The sequence below is a fragment of the Alicycliphilus denitrificans K601 genome (assembly GCF_000204645.1).
GTDB classification, from domain to species: domain Bacteria; phylum Pseudomonadota; class Gammaproteobacteria; order Burkholderiales; family Burkholderiaceae_C; genus Alicycliphilus; species Alicycliphilus denitrificans.
In genome coordinates, this window is sequence record NC_015422.1 from 1,935,447 (window position 1) to 1,956,016 (window position 20,570).

Annotated in this window: 15 protein-coding genes and 2 pseudogenes; 10 read left to right on the plus strand and 7 right to left on the minus strand. The window is 68.3% G+C overall.

Annotated features, from left to right (window positions below):
* Positions 1-106: 106 nt before the first annotated feature.
* A pseudogene (locus tag ALIDE2_RS09145) lies at positions 107-996 on the plus strand (IS3 family transposase); the annotation flags it as partial.
* Positions 997-1,701: 705 nt separating this feature from the next.
* Here ALIDE2_RS09145 and ALIDE2_RS09150 read toward each other — a convergent pair.
* Positions 1,702-2,334: a TetR/AcrR family transcriptional regulator gene (locus ALIDE2_RS09150; protein ID WP_013721918.1), complete on the minus strand. Its 633-nt coding sequence runs from the start codon at positions 2,332-2,334 to the stop codon at positions 1,702-1,704.
* 233 nt (positions 2,335-2,567) lie between these two features.
* Here ALIDE2_RS09150 and ALIDE2_RS09155 point away from each other — a divergent pair, with 233 nt between their 5' ends.
* Genes ALIDE2_RS09155 through ALIDE2_RS09170 form a run of 4 tightly spaced genes read left to right on the plus strand, consistent with a single transcriptional unit; the run spans position 2,568 to position 7,401 of the window.
* On the plus strand, positions 2,568-3,734 hold the full coding sequence (locus ALIDE2_RS09155) for an acyl-CoA dehydrogenase family protein (RefSeq protein ID WP_013721919.1): 1,167 nt from the start codon (positions 2,568-2,570) through the stop codon (positions 3,732-3,734).
* Between the two features lie 40 nt (positions 3,735-3,774).
* A complete protein-coding gene (locus ALIDE2_RS09160) occupies positions 3,775-5,091 on the plus strand; it encodes a CaiB/BaiF CoA transferase family protein (protein ID WP_013721920.1) in 1,317 nt (438 codons plus the stop codon).
* Entirely contained in the window at positions 5,088-6,230 is a 1,143-nt protein-coding gene (locus tag ALIDE2_RS09165; protein WP_013721921.1) for an acyl-CoA dehydrogenase family protein, read from the plus strand. Before ALIDE2_RS09160 ends, ALIDE2_RS09165 begins: the two co-directional genes overlap by 4 nt.
* A gap of 13 nt (positions 6,231-6,243) precedes the next feature.
* A complete protein-coding gene (locus ALIDE2_RS09170; RefSeq protein ID WP_013721922.1) occupies positions 6,244-7,401 on the plus strand; it encodes an acyl-CoA dehydrogenase family protein in 1,158 nt (385 codons plus the stop codon).
* 119 nt (positions 7,402-7,520) lie between these two features.
* Here ALIDE2_RS09170 and ALIDE2_RS09175 read toward each other — a convergent pair whose 3' ends face one another.
* From ALIDE2_RS09175 to ALIDE2_RS09185, 3 genes are all read right to left on the minus strand, one after another.
* Positions 7,521-7,913 (minus strand): Zn-ribbon domain-containing OB-fold protein, encoded by a 393-nt coding sequence (locus ALIDE2_RS09175; RefSeq protein ID WP_013721923.1) that lies wholly within the window; start codon positions 7,911-7,913, stop codon positions 7,521-7,523.
* A gap of 4 nt (positions 7,914-7,917) precedes the next feature.
* Entirely contained in the window at positions 7,918-9,084 is a 1,167-nt protein-coding gene (locus tag ALIDE2_RS09180) for a thiolase domain-containing protein (protein ID WP_013721924.1), read from the minus strand.
* A gap of 104 nt (positions 9,085-9,188) precedes the next feature.
* Positions 9,189-10,121 carry an IclR family transcriptional regulator gene (locus ALIDE2_RS09185; RefSeq protein ID WP_013721925.1) on the minus strand — a complete coding sequence of 311 codons (933 nt, stop codon included), beginning with the start codon at positions 10,119-10,121 and terminating at the stop codon, positions 9,189-9,191.
* A gap of 148 nt (positions 10,122-10,269) precedes the next feature.
* On the opposite strand from ALIDE2_RS09185, the gene ALIDE2_RS09190 reads away from it, so the two are divergent.
* From ALIDE2_RS09190 to ALIDE2_RS09210, 5 genes and pseudogenes are all read left to right on the plus strand, one after another.
* Positions 10,270-11,028 carry an SDR family NAD(P)-dependent oxidoreductase gene (locus tag ALIDE2_RS09190; protein ID WP_013721926.1) on the plus strand — a complete coding sequence of 253 codons (759 nt, stop codon included), beginning with the start codon at positions 10,270-10,272 and terminating at the stop codon, positions 11,026-11,028.
* A 100-nt stretch (positions 11,029-11,128) separates the two neighbouring features.
* The gene (locus ALIDE2_RS09195; RefSeq protein ID WP_013721927.1) at positions 11,129-13,246 is read left to right on the plus strand and encodes an acetate--CoA ligase family protein; all 2,118 of its coding nucleotides are present in this window, start codon (positions 11,129-11,131) and stop codon (positions 13,244-13,246) included.
* 133 nt (positions 13,247-13,379) lie between these two features.
* Positions 13,380-14,238: pseudogene (locus ALIDE2_RS09200) on the plus strand (Bug family tripartite tricarboxylate transporter substrate binding protein).
* Between the two features lie 218 nt (positions 14,239-14,456).
* Entirely contained in the window at positions 14,457-15,275 is an 819-nt protein-coding gene (locus tag ALIDE2_RS09205) for an enoyl-CoA hydratase/isomerase family protein (protein ID WP_013721928.1), read from the plus strand.
* 13 nt (positions 15,276-15,288) lie between these two features.
* A complete protein-coding gene (locus ALIDE2_RS09210; protein WP_013721929.1) occupies positions 15,289-17,571 on the plus strand; it encodes an acyl-CoA dehydrogenase family protein in 2,283 nt (760 codons plus the stop codon).
* Positions 17,572-17,635: 64 nt separating this feature from the next.
* On the opposite strand, the gene ALIDE2_RS09215 is transcribed toward ALIDE2_RS09210, so the two are convergent.
* From ALIDE2_RS09215 to ALIDE2_RS09225, 3 genes are all read right to left on the minus strand, one after another.
* Complete coding sequence (locus tag ALIDE2_RS09215) at positions 17,636-18,592, minus strand: Bug family tripartite tricarboxylate transporter substrate binding protein (RefSeq protein WP_013721930.1); 957 nt, start codon at positions 18,590-18,592, stop codon at positions 17,636-17,638.
* A 2-nt stretch (positions 18,593-18,594) separates the two neighbouring features.
* A complete protein-coding gene (locus ALIDE2_RS09220) occupies positions 18,595-19,407 on the minus strand; it encodes a tripartite tricarboxylate transporter substrate binding protein (RefSeq protein WP_238530122.1) in 813 nt (270 codons plus the stop codon).
* Between the two features lie 157 nt (positions 19,408-19,564).
* Positions 19,565-20,536 carry a Bug family tripartite tricarboxylate transporter substrate binding protein gene (locus ALIDE2_RS09225; RefSeq protein WP_013721931.1) on the minus strand — a complete coding sequence of 324 codons (972 nt, stop codon included), beginning with the start codon at positions 20,534-20,536 and terminating at the stop codon, positions 19,565-19,567.
* Between the last annotated feature and the right edge of the window lie 34 nt (positions 20,537-20,570).

Sequence of the window (20,570 nt, forward strand, 5' to 3'; positions counted from 1 at the left end):
GTTGCTTGTTTCTTGGCAGTTAAGCTAGCGCGAAGCGCGTTGTTCTGGGCTGCTGCCGGTTTCGATGACACCTTGTTAAGGTGGAAGATGAAACCGGAGGTGGTTCATGGAGAGAAGAAGGACATTCAGCCGCGAGTTCAAGCTCGAGGCGGTCAGGTTGGTCACCGAGCGTGGCGTGGCTGTGGCCCAGGCAGCCAAGGACCTGGACGTTCACGAGAACGTGCTGCGCAAGTGGGTTCGTGAGTTGCGAGAGGAGCCCCAGGAGGCGTTCCCTGGCAACGGCAAGCAGAAGGCCCAGGACGCGGAGATAGCGCGACTGCGCAAGGAGGTTGCCAAGCTCAAGATGGAGCGCGACATCCTGAAAAAAGCCGCGGCCTACTTCGCGAAGGAGTCGATGTGAAGTTCGGCTTCGTGGCGAAACACCGAGGGGCCTGGCCGGTCAATCTGATGTGCGAGGCGCTCGGTGTCTCGCGGGGTGGCTTCTACGCGTGGCTCACACGGCCCAGGAGCCAGCGCAGCCTCAGCGATGAAGTGCTGGGCGCGCAGGTCCACCAGAGCTTCGTGCGCAGCGACCGCACCTACGGCGCGCGCCGTGTGTGGCACGACGTGTTGGAGCAAGGTCAAGCCTGTGGTCTGCACCGCATCGAGCGACTCATGCGAGAGCAGGCACTACGAGCCAGGCCCCGACGACGTGGACTGCCCAAGGACCGGGGCACGCGCAGCGCGGTGGCCGATAACGTGCTGGACCGCCAGTTCCGGGCCGATGGCCCGAACCAGAAGTGGGTAGCCGACTTCACCTACATCTGGACAGCCGAGGGCTGGCTGTACGTGGCGGCGGTGCTGGACCTGTACTCGCGGCGCATCGTGGGCTGGTCGATGCAGGAGAGCATGACCTCGCAGCTCGTGGTGGATGCGCTGATGATGGCCGTGTGGCGGCGAGGCAAGCCGGTGGCCTTGTTGCATCACTCGGACCAGGGCAGCCAATACCAGCGTGAAGCGGCTCTGGATCGGGCCGGAGCTTCTTGACCGCTTCGTTCGGCTCGTTCGTGTAGAACAGATACTCCACGTCCCGGCGCTTATAGGTGCCCCGCGAAAAGCGAGACGTGTTCTGCGGTGAAGGAGCCGACGTCCACGCGTTCTACGCGCAGACCGAGGTTCGGCAGCCGTTCGGCCAAGTTGGGTACATCGACCTTTGCGCGAACGGAACGCTACGAAGGATCTTCTGAATTTCGCTTTGGTCCTTCACCTCGTTCGATCACCCGCACTCGCTGCACCGGCCGCAGCGACCAGCATAGTGAGAACGGCGCTCTTGGCGAATTCGCGCATCAGAGCCCCCTCACTTCACGCGCGTGAGCCCAGGCGGCCGCGGCGCGCCACCCGGGCCTCGAGAGCCTGCGGCTGCTCGTCGCTGGGCGGCACCCCATGCACCTTCACATACTCCATTCGGCGCTTGTCGATCGGGAAGTTCACCTCCCCGTTGGGTTGCCGTCGTCGCGTGCTTCATTTCGTCGAAGGCGTCGAGCATCACGACCAAGCGACCACTGCGATTGAGGTGCCGTGCGGTGCGGCGCCGCTGCCCTGCACGGCGGCATTGGGATTTTCGCGAGACGTTCTCAGGCGCACGCTGCGGCGGATGAAGATGAAGCCGCACGCCTATGGACTACTGTCCGCCGGCGGGCTGCGGCGGGGCCCGCTGCGGCGCTAAGCCGTCTCGCGCGCCAGCACACCGTTGAAGACGATCTCGGTAAGCTGGCGCGAGAAGTCCTGGAACGAACCGCGCTGCGGGTTGTACCACTCGACCGTCCAGTTCAGTGCGCCGAGGACGAACAGGCGGATGACCCCCGCGCTGCTGTCGCTGCGCAGTTCCCCGCTCGCCATCGCTCCTTCGAACAGGCGATCCCACAGGTCGGCGTAGGCGCGCCGCACGACGCGATGCCGGTTCTTCGCGCTGGTCGGGATCTGGCCGTAGATGCGGATGTTGGCCGAGGTGAAGTCGCCGTTGTGCAACAGTCCCCACAGATGCCCCTCGATCCCGGCGGCGATGCGGTCGCGAAAGCTTGCGCCCGCGGGCAGGGCCTCGATCCGCTCGCGCACGGCGTCCGACACCGCCTGGATGCCCTTGTCGAGCACGTCACCGAGGATTTCCTCCTTGGAGGCGAAGTGGTAGTAGATGCTGCCGGCCTTGATGTGCGCCGCATCGGCGATTTCGCGCAGCGTGGTCGCCGCGTAGCCATGGTGGCGGAACAGCCGCGCGGCCTCCAGCAGGATCCGCTCGCGGGTGGCGGATTCAGCTTCGTTGAGCGTGGGGTGGGACGAGGGAGACTTGGAGGCCATGTTGCTCACTTGTTAGGTGGCAGCGGGGTGGCCAATGCTAACAGCGGCCATCAGGCTGCCTGCCGCCGCGGAAGCGGCGGCACCGGTGCAGTTCGAGCTGCTGGCCGGTCGACTTATCCTCCGAACGACCGTTAGTTTCGCACCTCGCTGCGGCGGGCATCGTTCCTAAATCCGAACGATGTTCTGGTTGGCGTACGCGCATCTAGAATGATGCCAACTACCAGCCCCAGCCCATGGAATTCGAATTCAGCCCCGAACAGACACAGTTGCGCGAGGCGATCCTGGCGCTGTGCAGCCGCTTCGACGATGCCTACTGGTTGCGCAAGGACCGCGAGGGCGGATTCCCGGAAGAGTTCTATCGCGCGGTGGCCGACGCCGGCTGGCTGGGCATCGCGATGCCGGAGGAATACGGCGGCGCCGGGCTCGGCATCACCGAGGCAGCGGTGATGATGCAGGCGATTGCGGAGTCGGGCGGCGGCCTGGCGGCCGCGTCGTCGGTGCACATGAACATCTTCGGCCTGAACCCGGTGGTGGTCTTCGGCAGCGACGAGCAGAAACGACGCGCGCTGCCGCCGCTGATCCGGGGCGAGCAGAAGGCCTGCTTCGCGGTGACCGAGCCCGATGCCGGACTCAACACCACCAAGCTGAAGACGCGCGCGGTGCGCGACGGCGACCGTTACCTGATCTCCGGGCGCAAGGTGTGGATCTCCACCGCGCAGGTGGCTGACAACATGCTGATCCTCGCGCGCACCACGCCGGTCGAGGAAGTGGAAAGGCCGACCGACGGCCTGAGCCTCTTCTACACCAAGCTTGACCGCAACTACGTCGACGTGCGCGAGATCGACAAGATGGGTCGCAAGGCGGTGGATTCCAACGAGCTGTTCATCGACGGCCTGCCGGTGCCGGTGGCCGACCGCATCGGCGAGGAAGGCAAGGGCTTTCACTACATCCTGCACGGCATGAACCCGGAGCGGGTCCTGGTCTCGGCCGAAGCCATCGGCATCGGCCGCGCCGCACTGGCGCGGGCCACCCGTTACGCCAAGGAGCGGGTCGTGTTCGACCGGCCGATCGGCAAGAACCAGGGCATCCAGCACCCGCTGGCGATTTCGTGGGCCGAGCTCGAGGCGGCACACCTCATGACTTTCCGCGCCGCCACCCTGTACGACCGTGATCAGCCCTGCGGCTCGCAGGCCAACGCCGCGAAGTACCTGGCTGCCGAAGCGGCCGTCAAGTGCTGCGAGACCGCAATCCTGACCCACGGCGGTTTCGGCTACGCCAAGGAGTACCACGTCGAGCGCTTCCTGCGCGAGGTGATGATCCTCCGCATCGCGCCGGTGAGCCCGCATCTGGTGCTGTGCAACATCGCCGAGAAGGTCCTCGGCCTGCCCAAGTCCTACTGAGGAAGTCCATGAAGCCGGGCCAGCCCGAGGCCGTGGCCGCATGGCCGCGCGCGCTCCAGCAGGCCGGGCACAGGCGCTGAAATCCACCCCAATGACCGCTTCGATGCCGACCCACCAAACTTCCAAACCCTTCGCGCCGCTGGCCGGCGTTCGCGTGCTGGACTTCAGCAAGGTCCTCGCGGGTCCGATGTGCGGCCAGTACCTGGCGGACCTCGGCGCCACGGTGATCAAGGTCGAGCCTTGCGATGGTGGCGACGACACGCGTCGCTGGCCACCCATCGTCGGCGAGGATGGCGCGGTGTTCCTCAGCGCCAACCGCAACAAGCAAAGCATCGCGGTCGACCTGAAGACCGCCGCCGGCCGCGACGTGGTGATGCGCCTGCTGGAAGACAGCGACGTGATGATCGAGAGCTACCGCAAGGGCGCGATGGAGCGCCTGGGCCTCGGCCAGGAGGAGGTGCGCAAGCGCCATCCGCGCCTCATCTACGCGAGCATTTCCGGCTTCGGCCGTACCGGCCCTCTGTCGCACCTGCCGGGCTACGACCTGATGGTGCAGGCTTTCAGCGGCATCATGAGTGTGACCGGCGAGAGGAACGGTGGTCCTGTGCGCGCGGCGTTCTCGCCGCTGGACCAGACCACCGGCATCTGGGCCGCCTTCGGCATCCTCGCTGCATTGCGCGAGCGCGACGCGACGGGGGTGGGCCGCTTCCTCGAGGTGTCGCTGTACGAGACGGCGATGGCCTTCCTCGGCTACACCTCCCAGATCTACTGGGAGACGGGTCGCACCCCGCCCCGTTGCGGCACCAGCCACGAGTCGCTGTGCCCCTACCAGGTGTTCCCGGCCAAGGACGGCGAGATCATGATCGGCGTCGGCAATGACAGCCTGTTCCGCAGCTACTGCGTCGCCGCCGGCATGCCGGAGATGGCCGATGATCCGAAGTTCAGGACCAACGGCGACCGCGTCAGGCACTTCGATGAGACGGTGGCGCGGGTCAGCGAGCGCACGCGCCAGAAGACCGTCGACGAATGGTCGCAGCTGCTCGACGAAGCCGGCGTGCCGAACTCACCGATCCATTCGCTCGATCGCGTGCTTGCGATGCCGCACACCGCCGAGCGCGGCATCGTGATGGAGTACGAGCATGCAGCCTTGGGCGCGATGAAGACGATGGCCATGCCGGTCACCTTCGACGGCGAGCAGCGCACCGTCAAGCGGGCGCCGCCGCTGCTTGGCGAGCACACCGCCGAGATCCTCGCGGCCGCTGGTTACGACGCGGACACGATCGAGCGCCTGCGCCGTGATGGCGTCGTGCGCACGCACGGCACACCGGTGGGCGCCGCCGGAACGAAGGTTGCATGATGGCTGCGGCGAGCCTTGGCGACGCGACGCAGACCGCGGAAGACGCGCACCGCATGCTGCGCGAGGCGGCCGTGAGCTTCGCCGCGCGCGAGACCAGCATTGCCCGCGTGCGCGCGCTGCGCGGCACCGACCCGGGCTACGACCGTGCGGTGTGGCGCAGCCTCGCCGACCTGGGCTGGACCGGCATTCTGATCCCGGAGTTGCACGGCGGCCTGGGGCTGGGCCTGGGCGAGATGGCGACGGTGCTGGAGGAATTCGCGAAGACGCTGTCGCCCGAGCCGCTGAACGCGGTGGCGGTGTTGGCCTCGGGCGTGCTGGTCCACGGCGACAACGACGCGCTCAAGGCCGAGCTCCTGCCCGGGCTGGCGCTCGGGCGCGTGCTGGCCGCACTCGCCTGGCAGGAACCGCACGGGGGCATCGAGCCGCTGGAGATCGCCACCCGGGTCGAACGTGGCGTGCTGCGCGGCGAAAAACGCTTCGTCGTTCCGGCCGAGGCGGATGGCTATCTGGTCAGTGCGCAAGGCGCGGACGGCCCGGCCGTGTACTGGGTGGAGCAAGGCGCACCCGGCCTGCAGCGCTCGTTCGAGCTGCGCGCCGACGGCTCGCGCAGCGGCCGGCTGGTGCTCGACGGCGTCAAGGTCTCCGACGCGCAGCGGGTCGCCTCGCCCGCGGTGGCGGCGGTCGCGCTGCGGCGCTGCGTGGACACCGCGACCGTGATGGCGGGCGCCGAGCTGCTCGGGGTGATGCGCCGCGCGCTCGATATCACGCTGGAGTACATGCGCACGCGCGTGCAGTTCGGCAAGCCGATCGGCAGCTACCAGGCATTGCAGCACCGGGCGGTCGACCTGTTCATCGAGAAAGAGCTGGCATTTTCGGTGCTCGCGGACGCACTGCTTCACCTGGACGAAGACGACGGCCAACTCGCGCTTTGGGCCAGCCGCGTCAAGTCGCGTTGCTCCGATGCCGGCCTGCGCATCGGCCGCGAATCGATCCAGATCCACGGCGGCATCGGCTATGCCGATGAATGCGACATCGGCCTGTACCTCAAGCGCGCGCTGGTGCTCTCGGCCTGGCTGGGCAACGGCGCGATGCACCGCCGCCGCTACGCCGCGCTGGCAGCGGCGCATGGCAGCGCCTGAAAGGACCACGACGATGATGGCTGACACGGATTGGGATGCGCTGGACGACGAGACCTTCCGCCGCGAGGTGGCGGACTTCTTCCGCACCGAATACCCGGAGGAGATCCGCTTTCCGGCGCATTTTCTCCGCTGGGCCCAATGCAGGGATTGGTACCGCAAGCTGTACGCCAAGGGCTTTGCCGCGCCGGCATGGCCACGGGAGTGGGGCGGCATGGGCTTGTCGCCGGGCAAGCTGCTCGCCTTCATCGAGGAGCAGGAGAAGCACGGCATCGCGCGCACGCCGGACATGGGCATCACGATGCTGGGCCCCTTGTTGATCCGCTTCGGCACGGAGCAGCAAAAGCGCGAGTTCCTGCCGCCGACCCTGCGTGGCGAGTACATCTGGTGCCAGGGCTACTCGGAGCCCAATGCGGGGTCCGACCTGGCCAGCCTGCGCACGGAGGCGGTGCTGGACGGTGACGAATACGTCATCACCGGGTCCAAGATCTGGACCAGCTTCGCGATGGACGCGACCCACATGTTCTTGCTCGTGCGCACGGACAAGCAGGCCAAGAAGCAGGAGGGCATCAGCTTCATGCTGGTCGACATGAAGTCGCCCGGCATCACCGTGCGGCCGATCCGCAACCTGAACGGCAGCGAGCACTTCGCCGAGGTGTTCCTCGACCAGGTGCGCACGCCGGCGCGCTGGCTCGTCGGCCAGCCTAACCAGGGATGGACCATCGCCAAGGCGCTGCTCGGCTTCGAGCGCATCTCGATCGGCAGCCCCAAGCTGTCGCAGACGGGGCTGCAGCGGCTCGAGCGCATCGTGCAGGCGCGCGGCCTGACCGCTGACGCCGCCTTCATGGACCGCCTCACGCAGCTCAAGCTGAACGTGGCGGACCTCACGTCGGCCTACGGCCGCTTCGCCGAGATCGTCAAGCGCGGTGGCACGCTGGGTCCCGACGTGTCGCTGCTGAAGATCTTCGCGTCGGAGACCTTCCAGCGCATCACCGAGCTGACGCTGGAGGCGGGCGGCGACGCCGGCGCGATCGAGGGCGAGGTGCCCTTCGGCGACGCCGCGATCGACATCCTCTCGCCGTTCTACAACGCGCGGCCGTCGACGATCTATGGCGGCTCCAACGAGATCCAGCGCAACATCATCGCGAAAAGCGTGCTGAATCTGCCGGGCTGACGGTTCTCGTTCGGCGGCCACGCCGAACGCCAGGCTGTCGCCGGGCTCGGCGCGATGTTGCGCGCCACGATCATGTCGGGCGAGCCGCCGCCTTGCGAGACGGCGGCCCGATCTTGCGCTTACGCCGGCGTGAACATCGCCACGGGCGGGCCGCCGTCGCTCGGCTGGAACTTCACCTTGACGCGCTGTCCGATGCGCACCGCGTCCGGGTCGCAGTCGACGATGTTGGTCATCACCGTCACGCCCTCGTCCAGCGTGACGTAGGCAATGACGTACGGCACCTCAACGCGACGCATCACGCTGTAGCTGTAGATCACGCCATGGCCGGAGGCGTTGCGCCACTCGGTCTTGTCGCTGAAGCAGAACGGGCACAGCGAGCGCGGGAAGTGGTGGTACTCGCCGCAGGCGGTGCAGTGCTTGACCAGCAGCTGGCCCTCGCCGGCTGCTTTCCAGAACGCCTCGGTCTCCGGGTAGACGGTGGGGGCAGGGATCTTTCTTTCGTTGGCGGTCATCGCGTCACTCCTTGGCCAGGATCAGGGTGGCACTGCCGTGCCGGGTTCCGAGCGAGCCGCCGGTGCCATGCGCCAGTGCCAGGCCGCAGTCGCGCACCTGCACGGCAGGATGGGCCTCGCCCCGCAGCTGGCGCACTGCCTCGATCACCTTCGTCATGCCGCCGCGGTTGGAAGGATGGTTGTTGCACAGTCCGCCGCCGTCGGTGTTGATCGGCAGCTTACCGACCCCCGAGATGAGGTTGCCGTCGGAGACGAACTTGCCGCCTTCGCCCTTCTTGCAGAAGCCCAGGTCCTCGAGCTGCATCAGCACGGTGATCGTGAAGCTGTCGTAGATCGATGCGTACTGGATGTCGGCCGGCGTGACACCCGCCTCTTCGAAGGCGAGCGGGCCCGACCAGGCAGCGCCCGAGTAGGTGAGGTCGACCTTGCCGCCCATCTGGCCCTTCACCGCCTCGCCGGCGCCGAGGATCTTCACGACGGGCCGTTTCAGGCTGCGCGCGATCTCGGGCCGCGTGACGATCAGCGCTCCTCCGCCGTCGCTGACCACGCAGCAGTCCAGCCGGTGCAGCGGGTCGGCGATCAGCGGCGAGTTGACGACGTCTTCGACCGTCACCAGGTCGCGCAGCATCGCGTGGGGATTGTGCTGCGCGTGGTGCGACGCGGCCACGCGGATCCACGCGAGCTGCTCGCTGGTCGTGCCGTACTCGTGCATGTGGCGCATCGCCGCCATCGCATACATGTTGGCGGTGGCCGGGCCGAACGGAAACTCGAACGGCGTGTCCGCGGTGGCGCCGAAGTTGCGCGGCGCCGTGCCGGTGGCCTGGCCTTCGGCGCGCGGGCGGCCGGCCAGCGTGATCAGCGCGACGTTGCACTTGCCGGCGGCGATGGCCTGCGCGGCGTGGCTGACGTGCACCAGGTACGACGACCCCCCGACGTCGGTCGAATCGATGTGCCGCACCTTCAGGCCGAGGTAGTCGACCATGCTGAGCGGACCCAGCCCCGGCGCGTCGCCGGCGCAGTAATAGGCGTCGACGTCGTTCTTGCTGAGGCCGGCGTCTTCGAGCGCCCCCCGGGCCACTTCGGCGTGCAGTTGCACCACCGACTTGTCGACGGCCTTGCGCGTCGGGTGCTCGAACACCCCCGCGATACAGGCCTTGCCTTTGATCGTCATGTTTTGCTTGTCTCCTGTCGTTGAAAGTGGGCGCGAGCGCGGCCATCGGCCGCGACGCGGCCGGGATCTGCTGGCAGTGGCGAGGCGCCGGCGAGTCGGGGTAATCAGCCGGTCGCAGTGGACATTCGGCGACGCTTCGCGGGGGCGGCGGGCGGCGGCGCCGGCTCGGGTGCGCGCACCTCCGACCCGGGCGCCATCGTCAGCGCTGCGCCGGCATGGCCGAAGCCGAAAGAAATGCTGTCGGCCGCCTCGCGCATCTGCTGCGCGAAGTGCTGCGGGTTGGCGCGCGTGCGGCTGACCGGCGCCGCCATCGCGAGCGCCGCAATGACGCGGCCCTGGTGATCGAAGATCGGCGCGGCGAAGCCAGCGACGTCGCTCGACACCTGGCCGATGGTGATCGACAGGCCCTGCTCGCGCACTTGCGGCAGCAGCCGGCGCAAGTCGGCGGCGCCCGTCAGCGTCTGTGGCGTCAGCGGCGCGAACGGCGCGCGCCGCAAGTAGCGCTCGATGTATTCCTCGTCGGCGTAGGCGAGCAGCACCCGGCCGGCCGCCGAACAATAGAGCGGCCGGGCCGTGCCCAGCGCCACCGTGTAGCGGATCGACTGCGTGCTCTCGATCTTCTCGACGTAGACCGCGGTGCCGGCCTCGCGGTCGAGCACCGCGACCAGCACGGTCTCGCCGCAGCGGTCGACCAGCTCCCGCATGATCGGGGTTGCAATGCGCGAGATCGACAGGGTGGGCATGATCGACAGCCCCAGCCGGTAGGCGGCCGGGCCGAGCACATAACGGCCTTCGCTGTTGACGATGTAGCCGTAGCTGCACAGCGGGCGCAGCAGGCCGAGCAGGCTGCTCTTGGGCGACTGCAGCTCGGCACTCAACATGGCCAGCGTGCCGCCCTGAGGTGTCGCCGCGAGCTGCTCGAGGATGCGCAGGGTCCGGAGCAGCGAGCGCGGTCCGGAGTCGAGCGCGAGCGCGCGATCGACGGGCGCCTCGTCGGCGTCCCGCTGGGGCTTGCTCTGCTTGGGTTGGGTGGGCATGGCGTACGTTTGGCAGCGTGCAGCGGACAAGGCCCGATCGTACGACAGGCGCGCAGCCGCGGGCCAGATGTTCCTAAATACGAACGGCATTCCTTAATCCGCACGGATCCCTAGAATCCTCGGACCGATCAAGAAAAAGGAGTGAGACATGTTCAGTGGACAGGCATTGCAGGACCGCGTGGCCTTCGTCACCGGTGCCGGCCAAGGCATCGGCGCGGCCGTCGCCGAGGCGTACGGCGCGCAGGGCGCGAAGGTCGCGGTGGTCGACCTCCGCCTCGCCACTGCCGAGAAGGTCGCCGCCGGCATCCGCGAGCGCGGCGGCCAAGCCCAAGCCTTCGCCTGTGATGTGTCGGACCGCCAGCAGGTCGACGCCGCCGTGAAGCAGGTGAACGAGGCGTTCGGCCCCGTCGAGATCCTGGTGAACAACGCCGGCATCACCCACACTGCCATGCTGCACCGCATGACGACCCCGCAATGGGACGAGGTGATCGCGGTGCACCTCACGGGCAGCTTCAACTGCCTGCAGGCGGTGGTCAACGGCATGATGGAACGCAAGCAGGGCTGGATCATCAACGTCACGTCGACCGCGGGCATCCTTGGCACGCTGGGCCAGATCAACTACGGCTCGGCCAAGGCCGGTCTGCTTGGCTTCACCAAGTCGGCCGCCAAGGAACTGGCGCGCTACAACATCGTCGTCAATGCGGTCGCCCCGGGCGCCGCCACGCCGATGACCGAGACCATCCGCACCGACCCCCGCTTCAAGGATGCTTATCTCGAACGGGTGCCCCTCGGCCGCTGGGCCGAGCCGGCCGAGCTCGCGCCGGTGTTCGTCTTCCTTGCCTCGCCCGGTGCCAGCTATGTCACCGGCCAGCTGATCGGCGTGGACGGCGGGCTGTCGATCCACTGAGCTGCGAACCCGCGCGACCCGATGCCGGCCGGCGCCGGCCGGTGGTCGCCTCCTGGACGGGCGAGCACTCGTCCGTCCGTCCATCACCCTCAGCACGCCCATGCCCCACGTCCGTGAAGGTGCCCTGCACCGCCTGTTCCATCCGCGCTCGGTCGCCTTCTACGGCGCCTCGTCGGATCCGCGCAAGATCGGAGGCCGACCGCTGGACTTCATCAAGTCGACGCACTTCGACGGCGCGCTCTACCCGATCAATCCCCAGTACCAGGAGGTCCAGGGGCTGAAGGCGTACCCGACGGCCGAGGCCATCGAGGGGCCGGTCGACATGGCAATCGTCGCCGTGCCGGCACCGCACGTGCTCGCGGCGCTGGAGGATTGCGCGCGCAAGAAGGTCGGTGGCGCCGTGGTCCTGAGCGCCGGATTCGCCGAGGTCGGCGGGCAGGGGCTGGAATGGCAGCGCCAGATCACCGAGCTGGCGCGACGCACGGGAATGCGCGTGGTCGGGCCCAACTGCATGGGCAGCATCAACGTGCGGCGCGGCCTGCTGGGCACCTTCACGCCGAGCGCGGCCGGCTTCGGCCTGGTGCCGGGGCGCATCAGCCTGGTCAGCCAGAGCGGTGCCTTCGGCGGCTACTGCCTGTCGCTGATCCGCCAGCGCGGGATCGGGCTGAACCTGTGGGTCACCACCGGCAACCAGAGCGACGTCGATTTCGCCGACTGCGTGCGGTTCTATGCCGACGATGAGGAGACCGACGTGATCGTCGGCTACGTCGAGGCCGTCACCGACAAGCAGCGGCTGGTCGAGGCCCTGACCCTCGCACGCGAGCGCGGCAAGCGCATCGTCATGATGAAGGTCGGCAGCTCCGAGGCAGGCGCGCACGCCGCCGCCTCCCACACCGCCTCGCTGGCCGGATCGGACCAGGTCTACGACGGCCTGTTCAGGCAGTACGGCGTCTACCGCGCCCGCACCATCGACGAGCTGTTCGACGTCGCTTACGCCTGCTCGCTCGCCCGCAAGCCGCCGCAAGGCAACCGGCTGGGCCTGCTGACCGTCTCGGGTGGCGTCGGTGCGTTGATGGCCGACGCGGCTGCCGACCACGGGATGGACGTCGCTCCGATGCCCGACGAGGCGCAGCGGCGGCTGAAGGCGATCGTGCCCTTCGCCGGTCCGCGCAACCCGGTCGACATGACGGCGCAGCTGGTCAACGACGTCACGCTGTTCGAGAAGAACTTCAACATCATGCTGGAGGAAGGCGGCTACGACATCGTGGTGGCGTTCCTGTCCAGCGTCGGCCAGGTGCCCGCACTCAGCGACGAGCTGCTGCAGCAGCTGAAGAAGGTGCTGGCGCGCTTTGCCGACCGCACCATCATCATCTCGATGCTGGCGACGCCGGAGGTGCGCAAGCTGTACGAGGCCGCCGGGGTGATGGTCTTCGACGAGCCGACCCGCGCCGTGCGCGCCGCCAGCGCGCTGGTGCGCTTCGCCCGCGAGTCGGCGCGCGCCGAGGCCGCCGACGCGCCGCCCCCGCTCCCCGCGGGCGCGCTCCCGGCCCCGACGAAGGCGCTCAACGAGGTCGAGGCGAAGACCGTGCTTGCGAGCGCCGGCATCCCGGTCGTGCGCGAGGTGCTCGCCGCCACCGAGGATGCCGCGGCCAAGGCTGCGGCCCAGCTCGGCTACCCGGTGGCGCTGAAAATCGCCTCGGTCGACATTCCGCACAAATCGGAAGTCGGCGGCGTGCTGCTGGCCCTCGCCGACGAGACGCAGCTGCGCGAGGGGTGGCGCACGCTGATGAAGCGCGTGGCCGAGCGCGCCCCCGGGGCGCGGCTCGATGGCGCCGTGGTCGCGCCGATGGTCAAGCGCGGAGTCGAGACGATCATCGGCGTCAACCGCGATCCGGTGTTCGGGCCGGTCGTGATGTTCGGCCTCGGCGGCGTGTTCGTCGAGGCCTTCAAGGATGTGGCATTCCGCGTCGCGCCCATCGGCGTGGCGCAGGCGCGGGCCATGATCGACGAGGTGCGCGGCCGCGTGCTGCTCACCGGGTTGCGCGGCCAGCCGCCAGCCGACGAGATCGCGCTGGCCGAAGCGATTGCCCGGGTCTCGGTATTTGCCGCCCGCAACGCCGAGCACATCGACAGCATCGACATCAATCCATTCGTCGTGCTGCCGGCAGGCGAGGGCGGGGTCGCGCTCGATGCGCTGATCGTGCCGCGCCACCACTGAGCAACCACCCGAAGGAGCTTCCGTGACCTGTTTCAGAACCCTGACGCGCCGGCGCACCGCGCTGCTGGCGCTGGCCACCGCCTTGCTGTCCGCAGGCGCCAGCGCCCAGGACTACCCCGCGAAACCGATCCGCATGGTGGTCCCCTTCGCGCCCGGCGGTACCACCGATGTGCTGGCACGCATCGTCGCGGAGAAGCTGCAGCAGGTGCTGAAGCAGCCCGTCGTCGTCGATTCCAGGCCCGGGGCCAACGGCATGCTCGGTGGCGACATCGTGGCGAAGGCCACGCCCGACGGCTACACCATCCTGCTGACGATCGCAAGCGCGCAGACCTTGAATCCCAGCCTCTACAAGATGCCGTACGACCCGCTGAAGGACCTCGCGCCGATCAGCCAGGTCATCAACGCGACGGTGTTGATGGTGGTCAACGCCTCGCTGCCGGACGGTGCAGGAGTTCGTCGCGCTCGCCAAGTCGCAACCCGGCAAGTTGAACTACGCCTACGGCACCAGCGGGCTGCAGCTGTTCGTCGAGACCTTCAAGGCCGCCAGCGGCGCCGACATCCTTGCGGTGCCATACAAAGGCACGGCGCCGCAGCTGGCGGCCGTGCTCAGCGGCGAGGTCGCGATGACCATGGATCCCTTCACCGCCATCCCGCACATCAAGGCCGGCAAGCTGCGCCCGCTCGCGGTGATGTCGGCCAACCGGTTCCCCAGCCTTCCCGATGTTCCCAGCATTGCCGAGGCCGGCTATCCCGGCGTCGAGCTCAATTCCTGGCTCGCGCTGTACGCGTCGGCGGCGACGCCGAAGCCGGTCATCAAGGCGCTGAACGAGGCCGTCGTGAAGATCGTCGCGATGCCGGACGTGCGCGAGCGCTTGCTGGCGCTGAACTACGTCCCGGTCGGCGGCACGCCGGAGCAGCTCATGCGCCTGTCGGTGGAAGAGACGGCCAAGTGGGCCAAGGTCGTGAAGGACACCGGCTTCAAGGTCGATTGACGCCCGATGGAGATCACGAGGGCTTTCGACGCACGCTCGACCAGGTCGCTGCCCGCGAGGTGGCGTTCGGCTTCGCGCGTGCATTGGCGGTGTTCCGCCCATTCAGCTGCGTGCGCGCTGCGCACCGATAAAGGCTTCGCCAACATCCAGAGACCCTGCTCGGCGCGGACGCGCTGGGCTGGAAACAGACCGATCGCCACCCCGCTTCAGGAGGCCGCATGAATTACGAAACCATCCAGTACGAGCTGCGCGACGGCATCGGCCTGCTCACGCTCAACCGCCCGCGCCAGCGCAACCCGCTCAGCGTGCAGATGCGCGACGAGCTGGCCTCGCTGATGCCGGTGATCTCGCACGATCCCTCGGTGAAGGCGCTGGTCGTCACCGGCGCCGGCGAGAACTTCTGCGGCGGCGGCGACATCTCCGGCATGCGCAAGCCGGTGACGGCGCGCACGCCGGCGGAGGGGCGCAACACCATCCGCGACGTGCAGGCGTGGCTGCCGCAGTTCGTCGGCCTCGAGAAGCCGGTGATCGCCGCGGTCGATGGCGTCTGCTACGGCGCCGGCTTCAGCCTGGCGCTGGCGGCCGACTTCATTGTCTGCACGCCACGCGCGCGCTTCTGCCAAGCCTTCGTGCGCGTCGGCCTGGTGCCCGACTTCAGCGCCATCTTCCTGCTGCCCCGCACCGTCGGGCTGCACAAGGCCAAGGAGTTGATGTTCACCGGCCGCGTCGTCGATGCCGAGGAGGCCAAGTCGCTGGGGATCGTGTTCGAGATCCACCAACCCGAGTCGCTGCTGGCGGCGGCAATGGCCATTGCCGGCCGCTTCCGCGAGGCCCCGACCGAAAGCATCGGCATTACCAAGACACTGCTCAACCAGTCGTTCCAGAGCGACGAGCGTCTGATGGGCGAGCTCGAGGGCTTCGCCTCGGCGACCGTGAAGACGCTCCCCTACCACCAGGAGGCCGTGGAGCGCTTCCTGGCCAAGGAGCCGCCGCGCTTCGACTGGGATCGGCTGGCCGGCGAAGACAAGACCCGTTGATGGAGTTGGTTCGATGATTGACCTGAGTTCCCGTATCGACGCGCTGAGCGACGACGAGCGCATGGTGCGCGACGCCGCGGCCGCTTATTCCTCGCGTGACCCCGAGTACCGCCGCGTGCGCGGCCTGCGCGGGCAGTTGCCGAGCTACGATGCTGCCGCATGGCGCGAATTGGCCGAGATGGGCTGGACCGGCTGCCGGCTGCCCGAGAGCGTTGGCGGCCTGCAGCTCGGCTTCGCGCAGCTCGCGTTGCTGCTCGAGCAGCATGGCCGCGCGCTCGCGCCCGAGCCGCTGACGGCGGCGGCGCTGTTGGGCGGCGGTGCACTGCTGGGCGGCGACAATGAGCCGCTGAAGCAGGAGTGGCTGCCGCGCCTGGCGGCCGGCGATTGGACTCCCACCCTGGCCTGGCAGGAAGCCGCCGGCAGCCAGTCGGTGCAACCGACCGCGACACGGGCAACGCAGCGCGATGGACATCATGTGCTCGATGGCCGCAAGTGCTTCGTGCCGATTGGCGAGACGGCTGACGCATTCATCGTCTCGGCCGCTGCGGCCGACGGCTGTGCGCTGTACTTGGTAGACCGCGATGCGCCGGGGCTGGCCATCCGCTCGCAAACGCGGGTTGACGGCGGCACCTGGAGCGAACTGACGCTCACGGCGGTGCCGGCGCGGGCCGTGGTCGCGAGCGCGGCGGTGGCGCTGCCCGCACTCGAGCGCGTGCTCGACGAAGGCCGGCTCGCCGTCAGCGCCGAGTTGCTCGGCGTGATGGGGCGGGCGCTGGAGATCACCGTCGACTACATCAAGGTGCGGGAGCAGTTCGGCAAGCCGATCGGCAGCTTTCAGGCGCTGCAGCACCGCGCGGTCGACATGTTCGTGCTGGTGGAGCTGTCGCGGGCGGTGGTGCGCCAGAGCGCGCAACGCTTCGACGCCGGCGAGAACGCGAACGAGCGTGCCCTCGCCGCCAGCCAGGCCAAGGCGCGCTGCTCCGATGCCGCCTTGAAGGTCGCCAAGGGGTGCGTGCAGTTGCAAGGCGGCATCGGCTACACCGACGAGTGCAACATCGGCCTGTTCCTCAAGCGCGCGATGGTGCTCGCCGCGTGGCTGGGCGACGCCTCGACGCACCGCCGCCGCTACGGCGAGCGGGCGGGCGACCCGAGCGAAGAGGCCGAGGCTAGCGACCCGCTGCGCCGTGACGTGCGCAGCTTCCTGGCGGCGAACTTCCCGCCCGAATGGCGCTTCCCGGCCACGCGCATGAGCATCAAGGAGACCGTGTCCTGGCAGCGCAAGCTGGCCGAGAAGGGCTGGGCCGCGCCGGGCTGGCCCACGGAACACGGGGGCACGGGACTGTCGGCCTACGACCAGCTGGCCATGGCGGAAGAATTCGACCGGCATGGCGTCTCCATTGCGCCCAACATGGGCATCACGATGCTCGGACCGCTGTTGATCCGATACGGCTCCGAAGAGCAGAAGCGCAATTACCTGCCGCGGATCCTGTCCGGCGAGCTGCGCTGGTGCCAAGGCTATTCCGAGCCGGGAGCCGGCTCCGACCTGGCCGGCCTGCGGACCAAGGCGGTGCTCGACGGCGATGAGTTCGTCGTCAATGGCCACAAGATCTGGACGTCGTTCGCCCACGAGGCCGACATGATCTTCATGCTGGTGCGCACCGACCCTGAGGCGAAGAAGCAGGAAGGCATCAGCTTCCTGCTCGCCGACATGAAGAGCCCCGGCATCACGGTGCGGCGCATCCGCAACCTCGGTGGCAGCTCGGAATTCTGCGAGGTCTTCTTCGACAACGTGCGGGTGCCCAAGCAGAACCTGGTCGGCGGCCTCAACCGCGGTTGGACCATGGCCAAGTCGCTGCTGGGCAGCGAGCGTATCCTGATCGGCAACCCACGGCTGGCGAAGGCCCCGCTGCAGCTGCTGCACCGGCTCATGAAGGCGCGTGGTCTGCTGCAGCAGCCGGCGGCGCGCGCGCGCTTCGACGAACTGCGGCTCGACGTCGAAGACCTGGGGGCGTCGTACGTGCGCATGGCCGAGGTGCTGCGGCGCGGCGACGAGCTGGGCGCCGAGGTCTCGATGCTGAAGATCTGGATCACCGAGGCGATGCAACGCGTGACCGACCTGCTGCTCGAGGCGGGCGCCGAGGACGCGACGCTCGACGCGTCGACCACGCTGCCCGACGGCACCCAGATGCACATCGCCAACCAGTATTTCGCATCGCGGCCGGCCACCATCTACGGCGGCTCCAGCGAGATCCAGCGCAACATCCTCGCCAAGGCGATGCTCGAGCTGCCGGGCTGAATACCAGGCCATGTCGCGCCGGCACGCGGCGCGACATGGCGCGCGGGATTCGACGCGCCGGCGCTCACTCCGGCTTGAAGCCGGTCTCCTTGACGATCTTCGCCCAGCGCGCCGTCTCGGCGGCGATCGCGGCGGCGAATTGTTCCGGCGTGTCGCCGACCGGTTCGTAGTTCAGCCTGGCCAGGCGCTCCTTCACGTCCGGCATCGCGACGATCTTCACCATCTCGGCATGCAGGCGGTCGATGATCGGACGCGGCGTTCCGGCCGGCGCCATCAGGCCGATCCAGGAGCTCAGTTCGACGCCATGCACGCCCGACTCGAGGAGCGTCGGCACCTCGGGCAGCACGGGGGATCGCTTGTCCGACAGCATCGCCAGCGCCCGGAGCCTGCCGGCCTTGACATGCTGCACTGCCGTGAACGGGTCGATCGTCATCGCCACCTCGCCGGCGAGCACCGCCGCGAGCTGCGGCCCGGTGCCCTTGTAGGGGATCGCGACGATGTGGGTGCCGGTGGCCCTCTTGAAGCTCTCGCCCACGAGCTGGACGAGGCTGGTGCCGGCGGCGTAGTCGTACTTGCCGGGGTTCGCCTTGGCCAGCGCGATGAACGCCTGCAGCGTCTTCGCCGGCACCGAAGGGTGCACCACGATCATCGTCTTCAGCGTCGCGAAATTGCTGATCGCCACCAGGTCCTTTTGCGCGTCATACGGCAGCTTGTAGAGGTTGGGCGCCAGCGTCTGCGCGCTGCCGACCGTCATCAGCAGCGTGTAGCCGTCGGGCGCCGCCTTGGCGACCACGTCGGTGCCCACGATGCCATTGGCGCCGGCCCGGTTGTCGGGCAGCACGGTCTGGCCGAGGGACGGGCCCAGCTTCTGCGCGACGACGCGCGCCAGCACGTCGGCCGGACCGGCAGGCGCAAACGGAATCACCAGCCGGATGGGCTTGGACGGCCAGGTGTCGGCCCACGCTGGCGCGCCCCCGAGCAGGCTGGCACCGGCAAGCAGCGCGGCGCGTCGCTTCAGCATGGTCATTGCACCTTGAAGTTGGTCGCTTTCACCGCCTTGGCCCACTTGGCGGTGTCGGTGGCGATCAGCTGCGAGAACTGCTCCGGCGTGCTGCCCGCCGGTTCATAGTTCAGTGCGGCCAGTCGGTCGCGGAACTCGGGCAGCGCGACGATCTTGGCGACTTCGTCATGCAGCCGCTTGAGCACCGGGGCCGGCGTGCCGGCCGGTGCCAGCATGCCGGCCCAGGCATCGAGCTCGACGCCGGATACACCCGCCTCCTGCAGCGTCGGCACGTCGGGCAGCAGCGACGAGCGCTTGCGCGACAGCACTGCCAGGGCTCGCAGCCGGCCACTCTTCACGTGCTGCACGGCGGTGAAGGGATCGATCGTCATCGCCGCCTCGCCGGCGAGCACCGCCGACAGTTGCGGGCCAGTGCCCTTGTAAGGGATGGCGACGATATCGGTGCCAGTGGCAAGCTTGAACGTTTCACCGACCAGGTGGAGCAGGCTCGAGCCGGCCGCGTAGTTCAACTTGCCGGGTTGCGCCTTGGCCAGGGCGACGAACTCCTGCAGCGTCCTGGCCGGCACCGACGGGTGCACCACGAGCATCGTGCCGAGCGTGGCGACCATGCTGATCGGAGCCAGGTCCCGGATGGAGTCGTACGGCAACGCATAGAGGCTGGGCGAGACGGTCTGCGCGCCTCCAGTGGTCATCAGCAGCGTGTAGCCGTCGGGCGCAGCCTTCGCCACTGCATCGGTGCCGATGATGCCGTTGGCGCCGGCGCGGTTGTCGAGCACCACGGGCTGGGCCAGGGCAACCGTGAGGCGCTCGGACACCAGCGCGCAACCACGTCGGTCGCCCCGCCTGGCGGGAATGGCACGACCATGCGGATCGGTTTGCTGGGCCAGCTGTCGCTCCAGGCGGGCAGCGGTGCGAGGGCGGCGGTTGCGCCCGCCAGCAGAAAGCGTCGTCGTTGCATCATGGGAGCGCCCCTCACTCCAGCTTGATGCCGGCCTTGGAGATGATCTCGCCCCAACGCTTGGTCTCGGCCTTCGAGTAGGCGGCGAGCTCTTGCGGCGAACTGCTGTGCATGATCGCGCCTTGCGAGAGCAACCGGTCACGGATGGCCGGGTCCTTGGTGAACTTCTCGATCTCGGCGTTGAGCCGCGCGATGATGGGTGCCGGCGTGCCAGCGGGGGCGAGCAGCTGATACCACGTGGAGGCTTCGAAGCCGGGGAAGCTCTCCGCAATGGCCGGCACGTCCGGCAGGTTGGGCAGGCGCTTGAGCGATGCGGTGGCCAGCAGCTTGAGCTTGCCGCTGGTGATGAATGGCAGCGGCTGCTGCAGCCCGTCCAGCAGCAGGTTGATCTGCCCGCCCACGAGGTCGGTGAGCGCCGGGCCGTTGCCCTTGTAGTGGAGCTTGTGCACCGAGATGCCGGCCGCGTCTTCCAGCAGCTGCATCGCGAGGTGCGGCGCGGTGCCGTTGCCCGGCGTGCCGAAGTTCACCTTCTCCGGGTTCGCCTTGACGTAGGCGAGAAACTCCTTGAACGAGTTGACAGGCAACGAGGGGTGCGACACCAGGACGTAGGGCAGGTCGGCGACGCGGCCGATCGGGCTGAAGTCGCGCTCCGCGTCATAGGGCAGCTTGGGAAACAGGTGCGGGTTGATGGTCAGTGCACCGGTGGCCAGCAGCAGCGTGTAGCCATCGGCCGGCGCCTTCGCCGCGGCGGCGACGCCGATGATGGTGCTCGCGCCGGGCTTGTTTTCGACGACCACCGCCTGGCCCATGCTTTCCGTGAACTTCTGCGCCAGCTGGCGCGCGAGCGCATCCGAGAAGCCGCCGGTGGCATACGGGACGATCAGCTTGATCGGCTTGCTGGGGTAGGTCTGCGCCGATGCGGTGGCGGCCGCTGCAGCGAACGTGAGGAGGCCCGCGATACGGGCGAGAGTGCGAATGCCTAACATGGGAGGGTGCCTCTGGTGTTGGTTGTTGCGGGAT

Bases quoted from the DNA above. Each gene is read 5' to 3' on its own strand.
- ALIDE2_RS09165 (WP_013721921.1), top strand. From the start codon at position 5,088: ATGATGGCTGCGGCGAGCCTTGGCGACGCGACGCAGACCGCGGAAGAC.
- ALIDE2_RS09150 (WP_013721918.1), bottom strand. From the start codon at position 2,334: ATGGCCTCCAAGTCTCCCTCGTCCCACCCCACGCTCAACGAAGCTGAA.
- ALIDE2_RS09155 (WP_013721919.1), top strand. From the start codon at position 2,568: ATGGAATTCGAATTCAGCCCCGAACAGACACAGTTGCGCGAGGCGATC.
- ALIDE2_RS09185 (WP_013721925.1), bottom strand. From the start codon at position 10,121: ATGCCCACCCAACCCAAGCAGAGCAAGCCCCAGCGGGACGCCGACGAG.
- ALIDE2_RS09160 (WP_013721920.1), top strand. From the start codon at position 3,775: ATGGCCGCGCGCGCTCCAGCAGGCCGGGCACAGGCGCTGAAATCCACC.
- ALIDE2_RS09205 (WP_013721928.1), top strand. From the start codon at position 14,457: ATGAATTACGAAACCATCCAGTACGAGCTGCGCGACGGCATCGGCCTG.
- ALIDE2_RS09170 (WP_013721922.1), top strand. From the start codon at position 6,244: ATGATGGCTGACACGGATTGGGATGCGCTGGACGACGAGACCTTCCGC.
- ALIDE2_RS09210 (WP_013721929.1), top strand. From the start codon at position 15,289: ATGATTGACCTGAGTTCCCGTATCGACGCGCTGAGCGACGACGAGCGC.
- ALIDE2_RS09225 (WP_013721931.1), bottom strand. From the start codon at position 20,536: ATGTTAGGCATTCGCACTCTCGCCCGTATCGCGGGCCTCCTCACGTTC.
- ALIDE2_RS09180 (WP_013721924.1), bottom strand. From the start codon at position 9,084: ATGACGATCAAAGGCAAGGCCTGTATCGCGGGGGTGTTCGAGCACCCG.
- ALIDE2_RS09175 (WP_013721923.1), bottom strand. From the start codon at position 7,913: ATGACCGCCAACGAAAGAAAGATCCCTGCCCCCACCGTCTACCCGGAG.
- ALIDE2_RS09190 (WP_013721926.1), top strand. From the start codon at position 10,270: ATGTTCAGTGGACAGGCATTGCAGGACCGCGTGGCCTTCGTCACCGGT.
- ALIDE2_RS09215 (WP_013721930.1), bottom strand. From the start codon at position 18,592: ATGCTGAAGCGACGCGCCGCGCTGCTTGCCGGTGCCAGCCTGCTCGGG.
- ALIDE2_RS09195 (WP_013721927.1), top strand. From the start codon at position 11,129: ATGCCCCACGTCCGTGAAGGTGCCCTGCACCGCCTGTTCCATCCGCGC.